Origin of the sequence: Pyxidicoccus trucidator, from assembly GCF_010894435.1 — a bacterium.
Taxonomy (GTDB): Bacteria; Myxococcota; Myxococcia; order Myxococcales; family Myxococcaceae; genus Myxococcus; species Myxococcus trucidator.
In genome coordinates this window covers 29282-47820 of sequence record NZ_JAAIXZ010000013.1, presented here as the reverse complement: position 1 = coordinate 47820, position 18539 = coordinate 29282, and the positions used below count along the sequence as shown (strand labels likewise).

Annotated in this window: 16 protein-coding genes; 9 read left to right on the top strand and 7 right to left on the bottom strand. The window is 70.9% G+C overall.

Annotation, left to right across the window (positions count from 1 at the left end; translation table 11 throughout):
• Window positions 1-21 precede the first annotated feature (21 nt).
• Window positions 22-981 (top strand): ParA family protein, encoded by a 960-nt coding sequence (locus G4D85_RS31480; RefSeq protein ID WP_164017755.1) that lies wholly within the window; start codon window positions 22-24, stop codon window positions 979-981.
• Between the two features lie 8 nt (window positions 982-989).
• On the top strand, window positions 990-2204 hold the full coding sequence (locus G4D85_RS31475) for an extensin-like protein (protein ID WP_164017754.1): 1215 nt from the start codon (window positions 990-992) through the stop codon (window positions 2202-2204).
• 123 nt (window positions 2205-2327) lie between these two features.
• Here G4D85_RS31475 and G4D85_RS31470 read toward each other — a convergent pair whose 3' ends face one another.
• The 3 genes from G4D85_RS31470 to G4D85_RS31460 are packed head-to-tail and all read right to left on the bottom strand — an operon-like array spanning window position 2328 to window position 6361.
• Complete coding sequence (locus G4D85_RS31470; protein ID WP_164017753.1) at window positions 2328-3347, bottom strand: M48 family metalloprotease; 1020 nt, start codon at window positions 3345-3347, stop codon at window positions 2328-2330.
• Complete coding sequence (locus tag G4D85_RS31465) at window positions 3347-3940, bottom strand: SH3 domain-containing protein (protein WP_164017752.1); 594 nt, start codon at window positions 3938-3940, stop codon at window positions 3347-3349. Before G4D85_RS31465 ends, G4D85_RS31470 begins: the two co-directional genes overlap by 1 nt.
• 21 nt (window positions 3941-3961) lie before the next feature.
• A complete protein-coding gene (locus tag G4D85_RS31460; protein ID WP_240359604.1) occupies window positions 3962-6361 on the bottom strand; it encodes a CHASE2 domain-containing protein in 2400 nt (799 codons plus the stop codon).
• 339 nt (window positions 6362-6700) lie between these two features.
• Here G4D85_RS31460 and G4D85_RS31455 point away from each other — a divergent pair, with 339 nt between their 5' ends.
• The gene (locus tag G4D85_RS31455) at window positions 6701-7906 is read left to right on the top strand and encodes a hypothetical protein (RefSeq protein WP_164017750.1); all 1206 of its coding nucleotides are present in this window, start codon (window positions 6701-6703) and stop codon (window positions 7904-7906) included.
• Between the two features lies 1 nt (window position 7907).
• On the top strand, window positions 7908-8651 hold the full coding sequence (locus G4D85_RS31450; RefSeq protein ID WP_164017749.1) for a ferritin-like domain-containing protein: 744 nt from the start codon (window positions 7908-7910) through the stop codon (window positions 8649-8651).
• A 15-nt stretch (window positions 8652-8666) separates the two neighbouring features.
• Here G4D85_RS31450 and G4D85_RS31445 read toward each other — a convergent pair whose 3' ends face one another.
• Window positions 8667-9257 carry a DUF924 family protein gene (locus G4D85_RS31445; RefSeq protein ID WP_164017748.1) on the bottom strand — a complete coding sequence of 197 codons (591 nt, stop codon included), beginning with the start codon at window positions 9255-9257 and terminating at the stop codon, window positions 8667-8669.
• Window positions 9258-9385: 128 nt separating this feature from the next.
• Here G4D85_RS31445 and G4D85_RS31440 point away from each other — a divergent pair, with 128 nt between their 5' ends.
• From G4D85_RS31440 to G4D85_RS31420, 5 genes are all read left to right on the top strand, one after another.
• The gene (locus tag G4D85_RS31440) at window positions 9386-9934 is read left to right on the top strand and encodes a TspO/MBR family protein (RefSeq protein WP_164017747.1); all 549 of its coding nucleotides are present in this window, start codon (window positions 9386-9388) and stop codon (window positions 9932-9934) included.
• A 243-nt stretch (window positions 9935-10177) separates the two neighbouring features.
• On the top strand, window positions 10178-10735 hold the full coding sequence (locus G4D85_RS31435) for an RNA polymerase sigma factor (protein ID WP_275900328.1): 558 nt from the start codon (window positions 10178-10180) through the stop codon (window positions 10733-10735).
• Window positions 10732-13728, top strand: a complete 2997-nt coding sequence (locus tag G4D85_RS31430) for a CHAT domain-containing protein (protein ID WP_164017745.1) — start codon at window positions 10732-10734, stop codon at window positions 13726-13728. The genes G4D85_RS31435 and G4D85_RS31430 overlap by 4 nt, the downstream gene beginning before the upstream one ends.
• A 105-nt stretch (window positions 13729-13833) precedes the next feature.
• A complete protein-coding gene (locus G4D85_RS31425; RefSeq protein ID WP_164017744.1) occupies window positions 13834-14403 on the top strand; it encodes a hypothetical protein in 570 nt (189 codons plus the stop codon).
• Window positions 14404-14524: 121 nt separating this feature from the next.
• Window positions 14525-14989 (top strand): hypothetical protein, encoded by a 465-nt coding sequence (locus tag G4D85_RS31420; RefSeq protein WP_164017743.1) that lies wholly within the window; start codon window positions 14525-14527, stop codon window positions 14987-14989.
• Between the two features lie 48 nt (window positions 14990-15037).
• Here G4D85_RS31420 and G4D85_RS31415 read toward each other — a convergent pair whose 3' ends face one another.
• From G4D85_RS31415 to G4D85_RS31405, 3 genes are all read right to left on the bottom strand, one after another.
• Window positions 15038-16147, bottom strand: a complete 1110-nt coding sequence (locus G4D85_RS31415; RefSeq protein ID WP_164017742.1) for a DUF3616 domain-containing protein — start codon at window positions 16145-16147, stop codon at window positions 15038-15040.
• A 9-nt stretch (window positions 16148-16156) separates the two neighbouring features.
• Window positions 16157-16324: a hypothetical protein gene (locus G4D85_RS31410; RefSeq protein ID WP_164017714.1), complete on the bottom strand. Its 168-nt coding sequence runs from the start codon at window positions 16322-16324 to the stop codon at window positions 16157-16159.
• Between the two features lie 155 nt (window positions 16325-16479).
• The gene (locus G4D85_RS31405; protein ID WP_164017741.1) at window positions 16480-18423 is read right to left on the bottom strand and encodes a PAS domain-containing sensor histidine kinase; all 1944 of its coding nucleotides are present in this window, start codon (window positions 18421-18423) and stop codon (window positions 16480-16482) included.
• Window positions 18424-18539: the final 116 nt, after the last annotated feature.

Below are 18539 nucleotides of genomic sequence, written 5' to 3'. Positions count from 1 at the left end.
ACGTCTTGCGAAGGGTCGTCCATGGAAGCGCCGACGTACAGCTCCAAGCAGGTGGCCGAGATGCTCGGCGTGTCCCCGAAGCAGATTCCGCCGGAGTCGCGGAAGGACATCTACACCCCGGATGACATCTGGGAGCTGCGCACCACGCTGAACGCCTTCCCCGCGCGCCTGGGCCACCGCCGTCAGCTCTTCCTCAACTTCAAGGGCGGCACCGGCAAGACGTCCCTGTCCACCTCCTACGCCTGGCGCCTCGCGGAGCTCGGCTACGCGGTGCTCCTCATCGACCTGGACAGCCAGGGCCACGCCACCAAGTGCCTCGGCTACGAGGGCGAGGACTTCGAGAAGACGCTCCTGGACGTCCTCGTCCGCAAGACGCCGCTGGCCCAGGTCATCCAGAAGTCCACCCTGCCCAACCTGGACTTCGTCCCCTCCAACCTCACCATGTCCACCATGGACCTCGCGCTGATGCCGATGTCCGGCCGCGAGTTCAAGCTGCGCAACGCCCTCAAGGACGTGGAGGCCCAGTACGACGTCGTCGTCTTCGACGCGCCTCCGTCCTTCGGCCTGCTCAACCTCAACGCGCTGATGGCGGCGAACGACTTGTTCGTCCCCGTGCTCGCGGACTTCCTGTCCTTCCACGGCCTCAAGCTGCTGTTCGAAACGGTGCAGAGCCTGGAGGAGGACCTCAACCACGTGCTCGACCACGTCTTCATCGTGGTCAACTCCTTCAACGCCACCTTCAAGCTGGCGAAGGAAGCGCTGGAGGCCCTGCAGACGCACTACCCGGAGTTCCTGCTGCCCACCATCATCCGGCAGTGCACCAAGTTCGCGCAGGCCTCCAGTGAAGGCCGCCCGGTGTTCGTCGCGGACCCCACGTCCAAGGGGGCCAGCGACATCCAGGCCATGATTGACAACATCCTGCCGCGCCTGGTCGCCGCGGCAGCCGCAGCCCCGAAGAAGGGCACCCAGCAGGCCGGCTGAGAACCGCCATGAAGAAAGCCTTCGAACAAAACGTGTCCCGCGCCAAGCCCCGGCTCCGTCTGGGTGCGCTGACCGGCCTCATCGACCCGGCGGCGGAGCCCTCCGCTCCCGCCGAGCCCGAGGCCCTCGTCGACTCCGACTCGGCCCCCACCGCCGAGGCCCCTGACCTGTCCGCCGAGGTGCGCGCCCGAATCGAGCGTGCCCGCGCCCCGCGCCCCACCGCCGCCGAGGCGATGGACGCGGCCCTGCGTGCGCAGGAGTCAGGCGCCGCGTACGTCGCCGCTGAAGCGGCGCGGCACGCGGAGTCCGTCACCTATGCGTCGCCGGCCCCCGAGGCCCTGCTCGACACGGCGCCCGCCGCGCCCGTCACCTTCGCCGCGCCGCCTGCGGCGCTCCACCTGGACGGCTTCGCGGCCGGACAGCCGGAGGCGCACCCCATGACGCAGGCCTCCGCCCACGCTTCGCTGCCCCACGTCACCGCCACCATCGCCGAGCCGGTGGCCCGCGTGGAGGCTCCGCCCGCGGAGGTGGAGGTGCAGACGCCCGCCCCGCCGCGCGACGACACCCAGGACTCCGCCGAGCGGCGCGAGCGCCTGAAGGCGCGCCTCAAGGCGGTGCGCGAGAATCCCCGCCCGGAGCCGCTGCCGGCCACCGTCGCCGAGGCGGGCCAGCGCGCGGTGGAGCGCATCACCCACCTCCAGGCCGAGCTGGTGAAGGTGAAGGCGCTCAACCTCTCCCTCACGCAGGACCTCGAGGTGTCTCGCCGCCAGGCGGAGAAGGCCACCGAGGAAGCCCGGCTGCGCATGGACGAGGCGCGCCGGCTGTCCGCGGAAATGGAAGGCCGGGTGAAGCTGCTGGCCGACCTGGAGCGCGAGCTGTCCGCGCTGGAGGGTGAGCGCGACGAGGCGCTCCTGTCCCTCCAGGAGACGCGGCAGGCGCTGCAGGCCGCGGCCCGCGAGCGGCAGACGCTGGAAGACGAGGTGGCGCGCGGCAAGCAGTCCCTCGTGGACAGCCTCGCCGAGGAGGAGCGGCTCGCCAGTGAGCTGGAGTCCGCCAAGGACGAGTCGACCTCGCTGCGCCGCACGGTGGACGCGCTCCAGGGCGAGCGCGACGTGCTGGCCCAGCAGGTGGCCTCGCTCACCGCCGAGCGCGCCGAGTTGCTGGAGGCCCGCAAGGCGCTGGAGTCCGTGCACCGCGCGCTCAGCCAGGCCACGGTGCGCTGAGCGCGCCGGGCTGCTGGAAGCCCGCGAGGCGCTGGGTGCCCGCGGGACGCCAGCCAGGCCACGGTGCGCTGTAGGGCCCAGGCTCCGGAGCAAGCTGCTCCGGAGCGCGCCCCGGCCGCACCGCTACTTCACGCCGTCCTTCGCCACGCCGGTGGCGGTGCTGCCCCTGAGGGCGGCCAGCGCCGAGGTCTTCAGCGGCGGCGAGTGGAGCCCCTCGGTGGTGAGCTCCTGGAACTCCCCCTCGTTGTCCTTCAGCGTCTTGATGTAGGCGACGAGCTTCTTCACCCGCTCCGCCTTCTTCGGGTGATTCGCCAGTCTGGTTTCTTCCGTCGTCTTGGCGATGAGCCGGCGGTAGTCATCCGGGTCATAGCCTGCGGACAGCATCAGCCGGGCGGCCATCCGGTCCGCCTCGTCCTCCAGCTCCGGCGGGTTGCCGTTGTCGAAGGTGTCGACGGTCTTCTCCGCGAGGTTGCCCAGCAAGCTGGGCTCCTTGTCCAGGTCCAGCGTGCCGTCACCCTGCTTGCCCGCGGACAGGGCGGCCACCGCGCCCGGCGACAGGAAAGCCTCGCCCACGGCAACCGCCTTGCATGTCTTCACCTTCACCTCGTTGTACTGGCGGATGGCGTGCTTGAGCACCACATGGGAAATCTCGTGCGCCAGCACGCCGGCGAGCTGTCCCTCGTTCTCCACCGTCTCAATCACCTTCCGAGAGATGAAGACGTAACCCCCGGGCGCGGAGACGGCATTGAACTGCTTCGTGTCGCCGAGCACGCCGAACGTCCACTCCAGTGTGGGCCGCTGCGACTGCGCCGCCAGGTTCTTCCCCACGACGTTGATGTAGTCGTGCAGCGCCTCGCCGGGCCGGCGCACCTTGCTCTTGTCGCCCGGCTCCCGGGGCTTCTCCAGCAGCAGCCCGCCGCCGCGCTGCACGAAGTGGATGGCCAGGGCGCCGCCCAGGGCGTACTCCTCGCTGACGCTGGGGTCGACATCCAGCTTCTTGCAGTCCCCCATCTTCTCCGCCGTGTCGCCCGCCTTCCCGAGCACGTTCGCGCCCTTGGTCAGGTTGTTGGCGTTGAAGCCGCCACAGGGGGCCGCCAGCACGCCCACGCCCAGCGCCGCGAGCACCGTCAGTCGCAGGCCCATTACTTGTTCCCCTTCTTCCCAGACGCGGGAGCCTTCGTCGGCGTGGACTTCGCCACCTTGTCGCTGGGGCCGACGACCGGGAACAGCCCCACCTCCGCCACGTGGCGGGAGATGTCCTGGGTCGTCAGCTTCTTGGCCAGGTCCTCCAGCGCCTTGATGTCCGCGACGGCCTTCGCGTAGTCCCCTTCCTTGCCATTGCCGTACTTCTCGGCTCCGGGGCTGAGCGCCTTCACCGCGGCGCCGCTGGCGACGAACTTCTTCGGGTCCACCCGCTGCTTGCCGCCCTTGTCCGTCACCAGCTCCATGCTGGGCGCGGTGGTGGACAGGTTGGTCTGGAACACGAAGCCCTTCTTCCCGCCCGGCGCCGTCACCCGGTGCCACTGCTTGTTCTTCGCGTCCCCGCCCTCCCATGTCACCTGCTCCCCCGGCTGGAGGATGACCACCACATTCACGGTGGGGGACGGGCTCTCCATCACCCGCGTGTTCTTCGCCTTCACGTACAGCGACTCGCCCGGCTTCACGGCCGCCGCCACGCCCGGAAGGCCCAGCGCCAGCACGGCCGCGGTGAGGGTTGCTCTCGTCCTCATACCCATGAGTCCCGTCCTTCCTTCAGCTCACTTGTCCAGGCTCGCCACCCCGTCGAACTCCGGCGGGGGCGTCTTGGCGTACTTGTGGCAGCGCTCCAGCAGCGCCTGCGTGGGCCCGTCCTCCGGGTCCTCCAACCGTCGTGCCTCCAGCACCGCCGCGGCCTCCTCGAAGCGCGCCGCGCGGTAGAGCGCCAGCGCCTCGTGGTAGCGCTCCACCGTCACCCGCTTGCGCGCGTCCAGGCCGCCCTTGAGCGCCAGCAGCTCGTACACCGTGACGGCCTCCGTCTTGCCCGCCACGCGCACCCGGTCCAGCTCCCGCGTCTCGATGTGCTCCTTCGCCAGCTCGTACGTGCGGGGGCCAATCATGATGACCGAGCCATACGCCTTGTTCGCGCCCTCCAGCCGCGCGGCCAGGTTCATCCCGTCGCCGATGGCCGTGTAGCTGAAGAGCTGCTCGCTGCCGAAGTTGCCCACGAAGTTCACCGCGGTGTTGACGCCGATGCGCGTGTACACGTCCGGCATCCCCTGCGCGCTGAACTCCGCGCGCAGCCGGTCCACCTCCGCCTTCGCCGCCAGTGCCCCCCGGCAGCCGCGCAGCGCGTGGTCCGCCTGGCGCATGGGCGCGCCGAAGAGGCACACCACCGCGTCGCCGATGTACTTGTCCAGGCACGCCCCCTCCTTCAGCAGCGCTCCGCTCACTCGCGTCAGATACGTGTTGAGGATGCGGACCAGGTTGCGCGGGTCGTCCTTGAAGCGCTCGCTGAAGGTGGAGAAGCCGCGGATGTCGCTGAAGAAGGCGGTGATTTCGACATTCTCCCCGTCCAGCCGGGGCAGCGCGCGCTCGGAAATCATCTGCTCCACGAGCTTCGGCTCCATGAAGCGGCTGAAGGCCTGGCGGATGAACTCCGCCTCCTTGTTGGCCACCAGGTGGTTGAAGGCCACCGCGGCCACGCTGGCCAGCATGCCCGCCAGCGAGGGCAGGGCGGTGAGCAGGTACGTCCCCGTCTTCGCGAGGATGGGGCCCGTCACGAAGTGCATGCCGAGGTAGAGCGCCAGCGGCCAGGCAATCTCCAGCGGCGTCCACCGCGTCGTCATCAGCAGCACCACGGACGTGAGCGCCACGAGGAAGACCAGCGCGAGGCTCATCCACAAGGGCGCCTGGGCCAGGAAGCGGCCGTCGCCCAGCAGCGAGTCCAGCACCACCGCCTGCTTCACCACGCCGGGCTCGGCGGGGGAGAAGGGCGTGGCCTTCACGTCGTTGAGCCCCACCGCGTTGCCGCCGATGACCACCACCTTGTCCTGGAAGAGGCCCGGCGGCAGCCCCGTGGGCTGGCCCTGGTTGCGCAGCGCCCAGGCGTCCAGGACCTTGATGAGCGACACCAGGTTGAAGCGCTCGTGGAACTCGCCGCCGTAGTCGATGCCCGTGCCGCCCTCCGCGTCCACCGCGTACGTGCGCGTGCCCAGCCGCAGCGTGCGCCCGGACAGCACCACCTCGCTCGCGCCCAGCACGCCCGCCGCCACCCGCACCGGCAGCGTCGGGTACGTGTTGACGCCGTCCGTGTACACGAAGCGCGTGCGCCGCATGAACCCGTCCGGGTCCGTCTCATGGTCCACCAGCCCGAAGCCGTCCATGGCCCCCACCAGCGCGGGGATGGGAGGCACCGGGTAGAGCGGCTCCTTCACTCCGTCCACGGACTCGTGGGCCAGCAGCACCACCGCGTGGCCCTCCGCGCGCACCGGGAAGGCCAGGGCGCGCGCCATCAGCTCGGGCGAGACGGGCGGAAAGGCGTCCGCGTCCTCCGTGTCCTGGAACTCGTCCGTCGCGCCCTCCTCGGGGAACTCGCCGGTGTCGTCCGTGGAGGGCAGGGCCTCGGCGGGCAGCCCGTCCTCGGCCGAGGCCACGGGCGCGGCGCCAGGTGAAGGCGGCGCGCCCGGCTCGGACAGCGGGGTGCTGAAGTCCGCGCGGGGCAGGGGCTTTGCCTCCGCATGGGTGGACACGCCCAGGAAGAAGGGCACCCGTGTGTCGCGCAGCACCTGCGCGAAGGCCAGGTCCATGGCGGGGTCCGTGGAGCGCTCGTCCATCACAGCGTCGAAGACGATGGCGCGGGCGCCCTCGGCCTCGAGCTGCTCCACGATGCGCGCCCACAGGTTCCGGCTGTAGGGCCAGTTGCCGAAGTTGCGCGCGTACTGCGGGTTGGCGCGGATGCCGTCCAGGCTCGGCTGGTCGATGGCCAGCACCACCACCCGCGGCGACTTCTCGCGGCCCGCGGTGAAGCTGGTGACAGTCTTGTCGTAGGCGCCGCGCTCGGCCTCTTCCAGCCAGCCGCCCAGCGTGTCGCCCAGCCACTCGCAGACGGCCGCGAGCGTGGTGGCCAGCACCGCCACGCCCAGCATCAGCCGCCAGTGGTTGCGCCACCGCAACCGCATCAATTTCCAGCGCTCGCCTGCCACGGCCCCCTCTTGCGATGCGTGCTGTGTTTCACACTACCCCAGTCCCCGCCCGGGCCGGCAGCCGTCACCTGTCCGCGCCGCCCTGCATCCCCGTGTTCCCGGAAAACCTCCTGGAGTCGTGACATGCCGTCCCAGCGAGCGGCCAGGCACATTGGCCCTTCGTCCAAGGCGGCCATGGGGGCAAGCCACCGCAGCCCCTGGCGGCGCACGGGCGGCGTCCCGTACAGGGTTTGCCGCCCTCCCACACCGTTCGGACCTTAAGCGCCGATGCGGAAGGCACGAGGCCTTCCACCGCCCCGCGCAAAGGAGGCCGACGTGGCCTTGGACATCCTCAAGGAAAAAGGCGTCCCACTCGACCGACAGGTCTTCACGTGGAAGGACCTCGTCCAGCGGCCCTACAGCAAGCTGGACGATGACGCCTTCACCCGCGTGTGCGTCATCTACATGAACGGCATCATGGCGGACGCGCTGCGCACCAAGCACGCCATCGCCCGCATGAACCGGGACCTCCGCGAGCAGCTCGCCCTGGTCCGCCGCGTGGAACAGTTCGAGCAGACGACCATCAACTGGCTCAACCCCGCGGACCAGACGCCGCTGGAGACCACGCTCGGCTTCGAGCAGGTGGCGATTGAAGTGACGGCCAGCGTCGCCCTGCGCGAGCCGGACCCGTACCTGGCCCAGACGTATCGCTTCGGCCTGCTGGAGGACTTCGACCACCTGTACCGGTACGGCGCCCTCTACGACAGGCTGGAGGGGAAGGACCCCAACAACATCACCCAGTCCTATACGGACATCATCCCCGGCCGCCCCACGTCGGTGGAGCACCGCTACCCGCTGGATGACCTGCGCCGGCCGTACGACAAGCGCACCGCGGCGCCGCTCACCAAGATTCACGCGATGAGCATCACCGCGGCCGAGAACCAGACGCACGACTACTACATGACGGTGGGCCCGTTCTTCTCCGACCCGGTGGCGCGCCAGCTCTACGCGGAGATTGCCGCCATCGAGGAGCAGCACACCTCCATGTACGAGTCGCTGCTGGACCCGAGCGAGTCCATCCTGGAGAAGCTGGTGATGCACGAGTGCATGCAGGTCTACAACTTCTACTCGTGCCTCGCGTACGAGAAGAACCCGCTCATCAAGGCGCTCTGGCAGCGCTTCACCGACTATGAGCTGGGCCAGCTCCACCACATGGTTCAGCTCTTCCAGCAGGTGGAGGGCCGCGACGCGGCGGAAATCCTCCCGAAGACGCTGCCGGAGCCCATCGGCTTCAAGGAGCACCGCGAGTTCGTCCGCAAGACGCTGAACCAGGAGGAGGACCTCGCCTCCAACGGGCCGGACTACGTGCGCATGGCGGAGCTGCCACGAGACCACCGCTCCTTCGTCTACCGCGACCAGCTCAACTCCGAGGGCTCGCCTTCCGAGACGGTGGCGGCCGGCTACCAATGGACTCCCGGGACGGAGCTCGCCGCGCGCGCGCAGCGCATGGGCTCGGTGCTCGAGGGAAAGAAGGTTCACTGACATGAAGAAGACGACCAGCGACATCGGCATGAACAAGACGGGCATCGCCACCTCGCCCGTGGACAGCGCGGACATCATCCAGGCCGCGAAGGCGCGTCAGCCCAGCCACCTGGGGGACGACTCGCTCCTCCTCAAGGTGCGCCAGCAGTACGCGGTGGAGTCGAAGGGCCTCGGCAGCGTGCCGCCACCGGCCAGCCTCAAGGGCTCCAAGCCCACCGTCTTCATCGACAAGCTGGGCGAGCGAGCCGCCTTCGAGCGCTCCGGCGTCCGGCTCTACCAGGGCGCCCTCGCCAAGCACGAGGTGCTCGGCAGCTGGGAGGGCGGCCCCACCACGGAGGGGCTGCAGCGCATCCTCAACGACGAGCTGTCCCACTTCGGCCTCGTCAGCGAGGCCCTGGTGAAGCTGGGGGCGGACCCCACGGCGGTGACGCCCTGCGCGGACGTGGCGGCGGTGGCCTCCATGGGCCTGCCCGCGGTGGTCGCCGACCCGAGGATGAACCTGCGCGACACGCTGCACGCGCTGCTGGTGGCGGAGCTGACGGACAACGCGGGCTGGGAGCTGCTCATCGAGCTGGCGCGGGGCCTGGGCCATGACACCCTGGCAGCCCGCTTCCAGCTCGCCCTGGACGCGGAGGCCGAGCACCTGACGATGGTGCGCAACTGGCTGTCCGCGGGCATCACCCTGGAGGCGCGCGCGACTCCGGTGCCCAGGGCCGAGGCTACCCCCCTCACTCCCAGGGTGTAGGTCCGTCCACCCTGCTCAGAACGACGAGCCCGGCTCCTGGAGGAAGCGCTCTTCCTCCGGGGTCGACGGGCGCCCCAGCGCCACGTTGCGGTGGGGGAAGCGGCCGAAGCGGGTGATGACGTCCCGGTGCTGCCGGGCGTAGTCGAGCGGCTCCTGGCTGCCCGGGTGGTACAGCGCGAGCATCTCGAAGAGGGCCACGGCCAGCCGCTGGTCATGGACCTCCTCGCTGTGCTCGAAGGGCAGGTACATGAACCACCGCCACACCGGCGGCAGCGTCGTGTCCAGCCCTCGCGCCAGCGCATGGCGGGCCACCCCGCGCGCCAGCGCGTCCGTGGCGAAGGCCCGGGGGGTGCCCCGGAAGAGGTTTCGCGGGAACTGGTCCAGCAGCAGCAGCAGCGCCAGGGCACTCCGCGGCTCCTCCTTCCACGCGTGCAGCTTCCCGGACGCGGCGGCCTCGTGGGCGTCCAGGAAGCGGCGGCGGCACTCCGCGTCGAAGTCCGCGTCCCGCTCGAACCACTGCGCTCGCGGCCGGGCACTTGCGGGGTTGCGGACGGGGTCCGCTGGGGTGCCGAACCAGAAGCCGAGGACTTCCTCCGCGCTCACCATGAGACGCCTCCGGGCTTTGAAGGGGGGACCTCCTTTGTATACCGGAGGCCACCACACTGGCGTCGCGGGAAGGCCGGTACCACCTTCCAGCGGACAGTGGGGCGTCCGGGCCCCCGGGAGGATGCGGAATGGAACCGACGACGCTGGAGCCGACGACTCGGACGGTGCCGGGCCCCGTGAAGCGCACGGCCCTCAACCCCACGCTGCGCACCGAGTCGGTGGTGGCGCTGGGCACCTTCGGCGCGCTCACCCTGGGCGCGGCGGTGTTTGGCGGGCGACAGAGCTCCGCGGACTCGCTCTGGTTCAGGCGCCTGAGCAAGCCTTCCTTCCAGCCCCCGCCCAAGGTCTTCGCCCCGGTGTGGACGGTGCTGTACGGCCTCATCGCCATCTCCGGCTGGCGCGTGTGGACGGCGCCCGCGGGGGCGTCCCGCTCGAAGGCGCTGGCCTGGTGGGGCGTGCAGCTGGGCCTCAACGCCGCCTGGTCCTGGCTCTTTTTCGGCAAGCAGCAGCCGCGCCGGGCGCTGGCGGACAACGCCGCGCTGCTGGGGAGCATCGGCGCCTATGTCGCCACCACCCGCAACGTGGACCGCCCCGCCGCGTGGCTGGTGGCGCCCTACCTGGCCTGGGTGGGCTTCGCCAACGTGCTGAACGCCGAAATCGTCCGCCGCAACGCGTAGGCCCGGGCGGGACACCCGCCAGTCCCCTCGACGGGAGCGGGCTCCTGGAGCGCCCGTCCGGCTGCCCGCACGGAGGGCGGAAAATGCTCGGAAAAATCCTCCCCGGGAAGATGGGAGGGGGGTGTCGTTGAGAGAGCGACCGCCATGGACGCTTTCGCCCTGCAACCATCCTCTCTCTTCTCCGGCTCCCTGCTGTCGCGGAGCTTGACGGGCAAGGACGGGACGGGTCAGCCTGCACCCCGAGTGGAAAGCAGGCCCCTTTCATCGCCGACCCTGGACAGCCGGTGGTTCGCGGCATTCGCCCGGGAGCATGAGGCGGCGCTGCATGCCACCGCCATGCGCCTGTGTGGGAATGCCACCGACGCCCGGGACCTCGTCCAGGACACCTTCGAACGCGGTCTGCGCAACCTGGCCCGGTACAAGGTGGGGACGGACGGGCGCGCGTGGCTGCTCACCATCCTCCACCACCTGTTCATCGACCGGTGCCGCTCGCGCACCCGGGAGCGCCGCGCGGACGTGTCCGCCGAGGACATGGAGGAGCGCATCGCCGCGCCCGAGGTGGAGGCCGCCCCGGCGTGGGCCTCCATCAGCCCGGAGCAGCTGCGCGAGGCGCTGGAGAAGATTCCGGAGGAGTTCCGCACGGTGTACCGGCTCCACGCGCTGGAGAACCGCTCGTATGTGGAAATCGCCGAGCGCCTGGGCATCCCCAAGGCCACGGTGGGCACGCGCCTCATCCGCGCGCGTCGCAAGCTGAAGGAACTGTTGATGCCCCAGCCCCCGGGCGAGGCGGAGGGCACATGAGCGCGCTGGAGCCCATGGACATCCACGACCAGGTCCAGGCCTTCGCGGACGGCGAGCTGTCCCCGGAGGAGGCGGACACCTTCCGCGTCCACCTGGGCACGTGCACGCAGTGCCAGTCCGACCTGGAAGACATCCTCCAGCTCCAGGCGCTCGGGGGGCGGCTGGCGGAGGTGGAGGCGAAGGAGGCCGAAGTCGCGCGGCCCTCGCAGCCGGGGGGAATGCCCTCCCGCGACGCCGCGCCCTCGCGGGCCTTTCGTCCCGCCTGGAGCCGCCGGCGCAACCTGGTGGCGGCCGTTGCACTGACGGGCTCGCTCGCGGCCGTGCTGGTCCTGGTGGTGTTCCGCGGGCCGGGCCTGCCGGGAGTGGAGTCGGGGCAGAACGTGCTGGCCCTGGCGCCCACGCGCTCGCTGGAGGCGCGGCTGAGCTGGGACGGCGCCAGCGCGCATCGGCCCTACGGCGTGCTGCGCTCCGGCGACGAGCGCCCCAGGGAACTGGTGCCGCTGCGGGAGCTGGCGAAGCTGGAGGAGGCGGGGGACCTCCACGGCCTGGCCACGGGGCACCTGCTGCGCGGCGAGGGGGAGCAGGCCGCGGAGTACCTCCAGCGCGCGCCGGCCTCGCCGGACGTGGACAGCGACAGGGCGGTGGTGGCGCTGACGAAGGGGGAGCTGGAAGAGGCCCTCATCCTGCTGGACGGCGTGCTGGAGAAGCACCCCCAGCACCCGGAGGCGCTGTGGAACCGCGCGCTGGTGCTGCGGGAGCTGGGCCTGGACGCGGTGGCGGCCGACGCGTTCGACGCGGTGGCGGCGCTGCGTGAGCCGGGCTGGGCGGAGGAGGCGAAGGAGCGCGCGGCGGCCCTGCGCCGTCGGCTGGATGGCCAGCGGGGGACGTGGGACGACGCGCAGAAGGCGGGCAAGGCGCTGGCCCTGGAAGGAACGCTCATTCCGGAGCCGCTGGCGCGCTCGGTGCCGGGCTCGGCGCGCAACGCCCTCAACACGGCCCTCTGGGCGGCCCCGTCCGCGGAAGCCGTGAAGGCGCTGCTGCCGCTGGCGCGCCTGCTGGATGCGCACTACGGCGGTGACGCGCTGGAGCGCCGCGTCTCGCACGTGGCCAGCCTGGACTTCAAGCGCCGGGGGCCGCTGGCGGAGCGCTTCCGCCAGGTGTTGCTGGGCACCTTCGACGCCTCGGGGCTGGACGCGTACGCGCGCGAGCTGGCCGCCTCGGAGCACTCGGACATCCTGCTGGGCGTGTTGCCCCTGACGGGCCAGTTGCCGGCGCGGCTGCCCGAGTACACGAAGGCCGCGAAGGCGGTGGGCGACCCATGGCTCATGCTCAACGCGGAGCGCGAGGCGGCCCGGGCGGAGTATGCGCGCGGGGACCTGGCGGGCGCCGAGGCTCGGCTGCTGCGCGCGCTGCCGGAGTGCCACGCGGCGAAGGCGGCCTACCGCTGCGGGCAGATGGAATACGTGCTCGCCCACATCTACACGGAGGAGCACCGGCTGGTGGAGGCGCGCGAGCACGCGGTGGCGGGCCTCCAGGTGGCGCGGCAGGGGCAGGAGTGGATGCAGCAGTCGGACCTGCTGATGGTGCTGGGCAACGTGGCGCGCTACCGCAACGCCTTCGCGCTGGCCCGGGCGTACCTGGGCGAGCAGGCCGCGCGGGATGGCCGGTGCGCCGCCCGGCGTCAGGTGCAGGAGGGGCTGGCGGCGATGCAGGTCTTCGCCCTGCATCCGAAGGAGGCGCGCGAAGAGCTGGAGCACGCCCCCGCGTGTGACGTGCCCTTCTTCATCAACGGCGCCTTCGTGCAGGCGGACCTGGCCCGGCTGGACCCTCGCCCGGGCGACGTGGAGGCGCTGCGCGACGGCCTGCGCAAGCTGGAGGCTTCCGGCCTGCTGCGCCCCGGGGAGCGCGTGCTCGCCACCCATGTCGAGGGCCGCGCCGTCATCGAGCGGGAGCGTGAAGCGGGCCGCGCGCTGCTGCGCCAGGCCATCGCCGAGGGCAACCGGCTGGGCTCCGAGGACCCGGTGGCCTGGAAGGCACGCGCGTACAGCTACTCGTCGCTCATCCTCGACGCGGGCAGGGCGCGGGACTGGGCCGGGGCGCTCTCCCTCTTCGCGGAGGAGTCCGGCGCCGGGACGCCGGAGCGGTGCGAGCTGGGCGTGGAGGTGCACGACGAGCGCACCCTGGTGGTGGCGCGCGGGCCGGGTGGGGACCTGCTGGGCCACTACGACGCGAGCCGCCGCTCGCCGGACTTCGACGTGAAGAAGCTGGTGCCGGAGGCGATGGTGGGGGCGCTGAAGCCCTGCGAGCACGTGCGCGTCTTCGCCCGCTACGCCGTCCACGGGCAGGCGGGGCTGCTGCCGCCGGAGCTGGCCTGGAGTTACCACACGGGCGCGAAGCGGATGGCGCCGGCGGTGACGGCCCCGCGGCCCCTGGTGGTGCACGACGTTGAGGCGCCGGCCTCGCTGAACCTGCCCCGGCTGCGCGGCTGGGAGCTGTCGGGCGCGGCCTCGGCCCGCCGGGTGGAGCTGACGGGCGCCGCGGCCACGCCGTCGCGACTGCTGGCGGAGCTGGTGGACGCCACCGAGGTGGAAATCCACGCGCACGGCCTGGTGAACCTCGGCGTGTCGGACGCGTCGCTGCTGGTGATGGCCCCGGAGACGGACGGCCGCTATGCCCTCACCGCGGGCGAGGTGCGGCGGCAGAAGCTCAAGGGCGCACCGGTGGTGGTGCTCGGCGCCTGCCGGGCCGCGCGCACCGCGCCCTATCTCCACGCGCCGTGGAGTCTCCCCATCGCCTTCGCGGAGGCGGGCGCGCGCGCCGTCCTCGCCTCTCCCATCGACATCCCGGACGCCGAGGCCGGGCCCTTCTTCGAGCGCGTCATGGAGCGCATCCGCGCCGGTGCCCCCGCCGCCATCGCGCTCCGGGACGAGCGCATGCGGGCCCTCGCGGCACGCCCCGACAGCTGGGTGAAGACCGTGGTCGTCTTCGAATAGCCCGCCCGCGGCACGCCTCACTTCCAGTCGCTGTTTCCCTCACCCACCCGGCGCCCCAGCGCCGGCAACGCCACACGTGTCACCCTTCACACCGAGGTCCACACCATGAAGTCCCTCCGTTTCTCGCTGCTTGCCGCCTTCGCCCTGTCCGCCACCGCCTGCAACGTCGACCCGGACCTGGCCCAGATGGAGTCGGCTGAGATGGACGCGCAGTCGCAGGCGGCCACCACCACGCCGCCGCCCCCCATCCCCAACTACTGCCCCAGCAGCATCCCCGCCGCGCCGGGCTCGTCCACCAGCCGCCCCACGCCCTTGTCCTCCTATGACACGTCGCCGCTGTATCCGACGGGCGCCGGCCTGCGCAGCGCGTACACCGTCATCGTGACGGACCCGGCCAGCCCGTCGGGAAGCTGGCTGGCGTTCGGGTTCGACGTGAAGGCCCAGCGCCAGGTGTTCTATGTATCCGGCCAGAACGCGCGCGAGCTGCGCCTGCTGCTCATCAAGCTCGCCACCGACCTCGACAACCTGGAGCAGGACACCGGCACCGACTCCAGCTTCTCGTGGGGCATGAGCGGCCAGGTGGGGGGACCCATCCTCCCGCAGCCCGGTGTCCACGAGGGCGCGTGGAAGGTGGCGTGGAACAACACCTACCAGATGCAGCTCTACATGCGGTGAGCGCGGGCCTTCAGAACAGCCGGAACACGTCCGCCAGCACGCGGTCTCCGTCAGGCCGTCATGGTCAGCTTCCCGGGGCCGGTCGCGTCAGTACCTCACCCTTGAACCGAGGTCTCACGCCATGAAGCCCATCCGTCATGCCTTGCTGCTGGCCTTCGCCGTGCCCACCGCCGCCTTCGCCTTCGACCCCATCGACGAGGGCAGCCGCTGGTTGATGTCCACCCCCTGCGCTGGCGGCCTCTCCGTCGCACCGGCCGGGGTGTCCCCCGAGCCGACTCCCATCGCCAGCCTGGCCCCGGGCGGCGCCCTCTACCCGGCCACGTCCCAGCTGCTCAGCGCGTACACCTTCGTCGTCACCGACCCGGCGGATGCGGATGCCTTCCTCGCGTTCGGCTTCGACCTGCGCTCGCAGTGCCTGATGTTCTACGTGTCTGGCGAAAAGAGCCGCGGCGACCTGGACCTGCTGAACGCGCGGATTGCCGAGGACCTCCGTGTCATCGCGCAGGACCCGGGCACCGATACGGACTTCGTCTCGTTGAGCAGCGGCCAGGTGGGCGGCCCGCTCATCCCCCGGCCCGGCGTCTGACACGTCTCACGGAAAGGTGCCCCGACGGCGTGCCTTGAGCGCGCGCCTTCAGAACAGCCGGAACACGTCCGCCAGCACGCCGCACGGCCCGTAGCGGCGCTGCTTGGAGGGCGAGTCGTAGACGATGAGGACCGAGTCGTCCTTCTCGAAGTAGGAGAACAGGGCCACGCCCTCGGCGTGGTCCGACTTCTCCGAGCGGGGCACGTCGAAGAGCGGCTCCAAATCTCCGGGAGCCTGCTCATGGATGGAGTCCTCGGTGAGACTCAGTCCGTTGTGCAGCCGGTACAGGCGGATGGTGCCGTCCAGCGGCAGCGTGGGCCCGGCGAGGATGAGCAAATCATTCCCGTGCCGGCTCAGCTCGCGGATGCCCAGCCCGTCCAACTGGAGGAAGTGCTTGCGGTACCCGCCGCCCTTCTTCCTGCGCTTCGGCTCGAGGAAGCCGTTGCCGGCATCCTCCACCTCCAGCTCCAGCATCACCGCCCAGCCGCGCAGCACCGGGCCGCGCAGCCCCAGGAAGACGCGGTCGCCGTGGACGGCGAGCCCCTCGATGTCCAGGCCGTTGTCCTTGCTGGGAATGCCCAGGGCTCCGGGCGGAGCGCCCCGGCCCGCGGGCACGAGGAAGGGCGCCAGGTGCTCGTCGCGCCGCAGCAACTCCACCAGCGGGCTGCCCTTCCCCGAGGGCTCCAGTTTCGCCGCGCCCTTCTTCGCGACGCGCTTCTTCGCGCCCTCGTCCTTCGGGGCCTTGTCCTTGCCCTCCACCGCGGGCAGGGGCATGCGCGCCAGCATGAAGCGCGCGGGCTGGTGCTCCACGGTGGCCAGCCGGGCCAGGTCCTTCTGCGCGCCCTTGCCCTTGGGCTTCTTGCGCACGGCGCTGTGCGAGCCGACGAGCCACAGGTGGTCGCCCTGGAGGTCCAGCGCCTCGATGTCCATCTCCTCGCCGCCCGCCACCCCCAGCAGTCCCGCCACGTCATGGCGCTGCTGATGGGAGAAGATGCGAGGCTCCTCGGGGCTCAGCCGGTGCAGCACCCCGTGTTCATCGGACGCCACCCACACGCTGCCGTCCGGTGCGCGCGCGGCGGCGGACAGGTCCTCCGGCACCGCGGCGGCATCATCGTCGAACTTCAGCAGCAGGCGTCCAAGGAGCTGGGGCTGTTCCATGCGCGCAGTCTAGTGGCGCAGCTTCGAGGGCTTGGGCGGGTTCATCGCCAGCACCGCGGCGAAGTAGCGTGCCTGACTCTCGGTGGTGCAGCGCACCTCCTGGATGCGTCCGCCCATCCTCACGCGAACGAGCCAACCTTCATTGTCACGGGTCAATGCGGGCGTGTCCGTCGTCATGGTTTCCATCCTTGTGGGTCCATCCTCCCACCCCGGGACGAAGCAGCCGCCATGCCAGCACCGGGAGCGTGCAAATCCGGGCGCTTCCCCTGTCCTGTGGACGGATGGAAGACAGCGGGGTCTGTACTTTTTGCGAACCTCGAGGTGACGAGGCTTCAGTGGACGTGCCGGTCCGGCTGCTCGACAGGCGGCTGCGTGGTGGCGCCCGTCAGCAGGGGCAGGGCGACGTGGAAGGTGGAGCCCCGGCCCACCTCGCTCTCCACCCAGATGCGGCCGCCGTGTCGCTCGACGATGTCCCGGCTGATGTAGAGCCCGAGCCCCAGCCCGCCATAGGAGCGGGAGGAGACGTTGCGCGCGCGGAAGTAGCGGTCGAACAGCAGCTTCTGCTGGTCCGGGGGTATGCCGATGCCCGGGTCCGTCACCGACAGCACCGCCAGCTCGCCGCGCGAGCGCAGCTCCACGCGGATGGTGCCGCCGTCGGGGCTGTACTTGAAGGCGTTCTCCACCAGGTTGGCGATGACCTGCTCCAGCCGGTACGGGTCGGCCCGCACCAGCACGGGCTGCTCCGGCTTGTCGTAGTGGACGACATGGGCGCCGCGGTGGCCGTCCATGGCCTGGAGGACGTGCTCCACGAGGCTGTCCAGCCGCGTGGCCTCCGGGTGCAGCGCGAGCCGCCCCGCCTCGATGCGCGACGCGTCCAGCAAATCATTGATGAGGCCGGTGATGCGCAGCAGGTGCTGGCGGGCGTGGCGCAGGGTGGACGGGTCCACGTGCTCGCCGCGCTCCATCCGGCGCTCCAGCGTGGCCAGCCGCAGGCTGAGCGGGGTGAGGGGCGTCTTCAGCTCGTGCGAGGCGATGGAGAGGAAGTCGTCGCGCACGCGGATGGCTTCCTGCGCCTCGTGGTACAGGCGCCCTCGCTCCTCGTCGGCGAGCTTGCTGTCGGTGATGTCCTCAATCAGCACCCCCACCCCCAGCACGCGGTCGTCCGCCGCGCGCACCGGGTAGAAGCTGCCGGCCAGGTGGCGGATGGGCCCGGGCATCCCCAGCTCCTGGGTGGTGGTCGAGCGCTTCTCCGTGGACTTGCCCGTCTCCAACACGCGGCGCATGAGCCTCTCCACCGAGTCACCGAGGGGGCCCAGCACGTCACGTGGGTGGCGGCCGGTGTGGGCCTCGGGCGGGCTGCCGTTGATGTCGGCCAGCATGTCATTGACGCGCACGTAGCGCAGGTCCGTGTCCAGGAAGCCCAGGCCGATGGGCGCGGTGCGGAAGAGGGTGGAGAGCTGGGCGAGGCTCTCGTCGCGCTCGTGCTCGGTGCGGCGCCGCTCGGTGATGTCCTCGACGATGCCCACGCCGCCCTCCACGCGGCCCTGCTCGTCGTAGCAGGCGGCGAAGCGCACGTGGACGGGGGTGGCCTTCCCGGAGGTGACGGAGCGGTACTCGCCCTCGTAGTCGGAGCCTTGCCCGGCGAGCGTCTCGCGCACGCACCGCATGATGTGCTCGTCGCGGATGGAGAACAGGTTGAGGCCCACGAGGATGCGCTTGGGCGTGCCGATGATTCGCACGAACAAGTCGTTGCAGGCGGTGATGACGGGCGTGGTGTCGAAGTGGAAGATGCCCAGCGGCGCGTTCTCCACCACGACGCGGTAGAGCGAGTCCCCGTTGCCGCTGTGCTCGGGGGCGGCGTCCGTCCGCGGGTGGAGCAGGTGCTCCACCGGCTCGCTGACGGTGTCGATGACCTCGTGCAGGCGCCGGAAGTTGATGACGATGCGCTCGTCGGCGCCCTGTCTGCTGGCGCCCACGGTGAGCTCCACCAGGATTTCCACTCCGTCCTTGCGCCGCGCGAGCACGCGGGTGGCGCGTCCTCCGAGCGAGTCGCGGCGGGACAGCAGGTAGCGCAGCAGGCTCCTGCCTGCGTACTCGTGCAGGCGCTGGGGGAAGAGGCGGGAGACGGGCTGGCCCAGCAGCTCCGCGCGCTTCCAGCCAAGCAGACGCTCGGCGGCGCTGTTGATGACGCGCACCTGCTCATTGGCGTCGCAGGCCACGAATGGGTCCACGGCGGCGTCCAGCCACGCACTGAGCTCGTCTGTGGCTCCGGCCATGTGCTCCCCTGGGCCCGCTCGGCCCCAAGCTGGCCGGCGTGCTGGGACATGGGGGCCCGCAACGCGAAACGCGGAGGGCGCGTCCCCTTTCCATACAGGTAGCCATCCGGAGCGCG

Excerpts from the sequence above, each read along its gene's own strand:
- G4D85_RS31420 (WP_164017743.1), top strand. The coding sequence starts at position 14,525 with ATGAAGCCCATCCGTCATGCCTTGCTGCTGGCCTTCGCCGTGCCCACC.
- G4D85_RS31480 (WP_164017755.1), top strand. The coding sequence starts at position 22 with ATGGAAGCGCCGACGTACAGCTCCAAGCAGGTGGCCGAGATGCTCGGC.
- G4D85_RS31425 (WP_164017744.1), top strand. The coding sequence starts at position 13,834 with ATGAAGTCCCTCCGTTTCTCGCTGCTTGCCGCCTTCGCCCTGTCCGCC.
- G4D85_RS31460 (WP_240359604.1), bottom strand. The coding sequence starts at position 6,361 with ATGCGGTTGCGGTGGCGCAACCACTGGCGGCTGATGCTGGGCGTGGCG.
- G4D85_RS31430 (WP_164017745.1), top strand. The coding sequence starts at position 10,732 with ATGAGCGCGCTGGAGCCCATGGACATCCACGACCAGGTCCAGGCCTTC.
- G4D85_RS31465 (WP_164017752.1), bottom strand. The coding sequence starts at position 3,940 with ATGGGTATGAGGACGAGAGCAACCCTCACCGCGGCCGTGCTGGCGCTG.
- G4D85_RS31475 (WP_164017754.1), top strand. The coding sequence starts at position 990 with ATGAAGAAAGCCTTCGAACAAAACGTGTCCCGCGCCAAGCCCCGGCTC.
- G4D85_RS31410 (WP_164017714.1), bottom strand. The coding sequence starts at position 16,324 with ATGACGACGGACACGCCCGCATTGACCCGTGACAATGAAGGTTGGCTC.
- G4D85_RS31450 (WP_164017749.1), top strand. The coding sequence starts at position 7,908 with ATGAAGAAGACGACCAGCGACATCGGCATGAACAAGACGGGCATCGCC.
- G4D85_RS31470 (WP_164017753.1), bottom strand. The coding sequence starts at position 3,347 with ATGGGCCTGCGACTGACGGTGCTCGCGGCGCTGGGCGTGGGCGTGCTG.
- G4D85_RS31415 (WP_164017742.1), bottom strand. The coding sequence starts at position 16,147 with ATGGAACAGCCCCAGCTCCTTGGACGCCTGCTGCTGAAGTTCGACGAT.
- G4D85_RS31440 (WP_164017747.1), top strand. The coding sequence starts at position 9,386 with ATGGAACCGACGACGCTGGAGCCGACGACTCGGACGGTGCCGGGCCCC.
- G4D85_RS31405 (WP_164017741.1), bottom strand. The coding sequence starts at position 18,423 with ATGGCCGGAGCCACAGACGAGCTCAGTGCGTGGCTGGACGCCGCCGTG.
- G4D85_RS31445 (WP_164017748.1), bottom strand. The coding sequence starts at position 9,257 with ATGGTGAGCGCGGAGGAAGTCCTCGGCTTCTGGTTCGGCACCCCAGCG.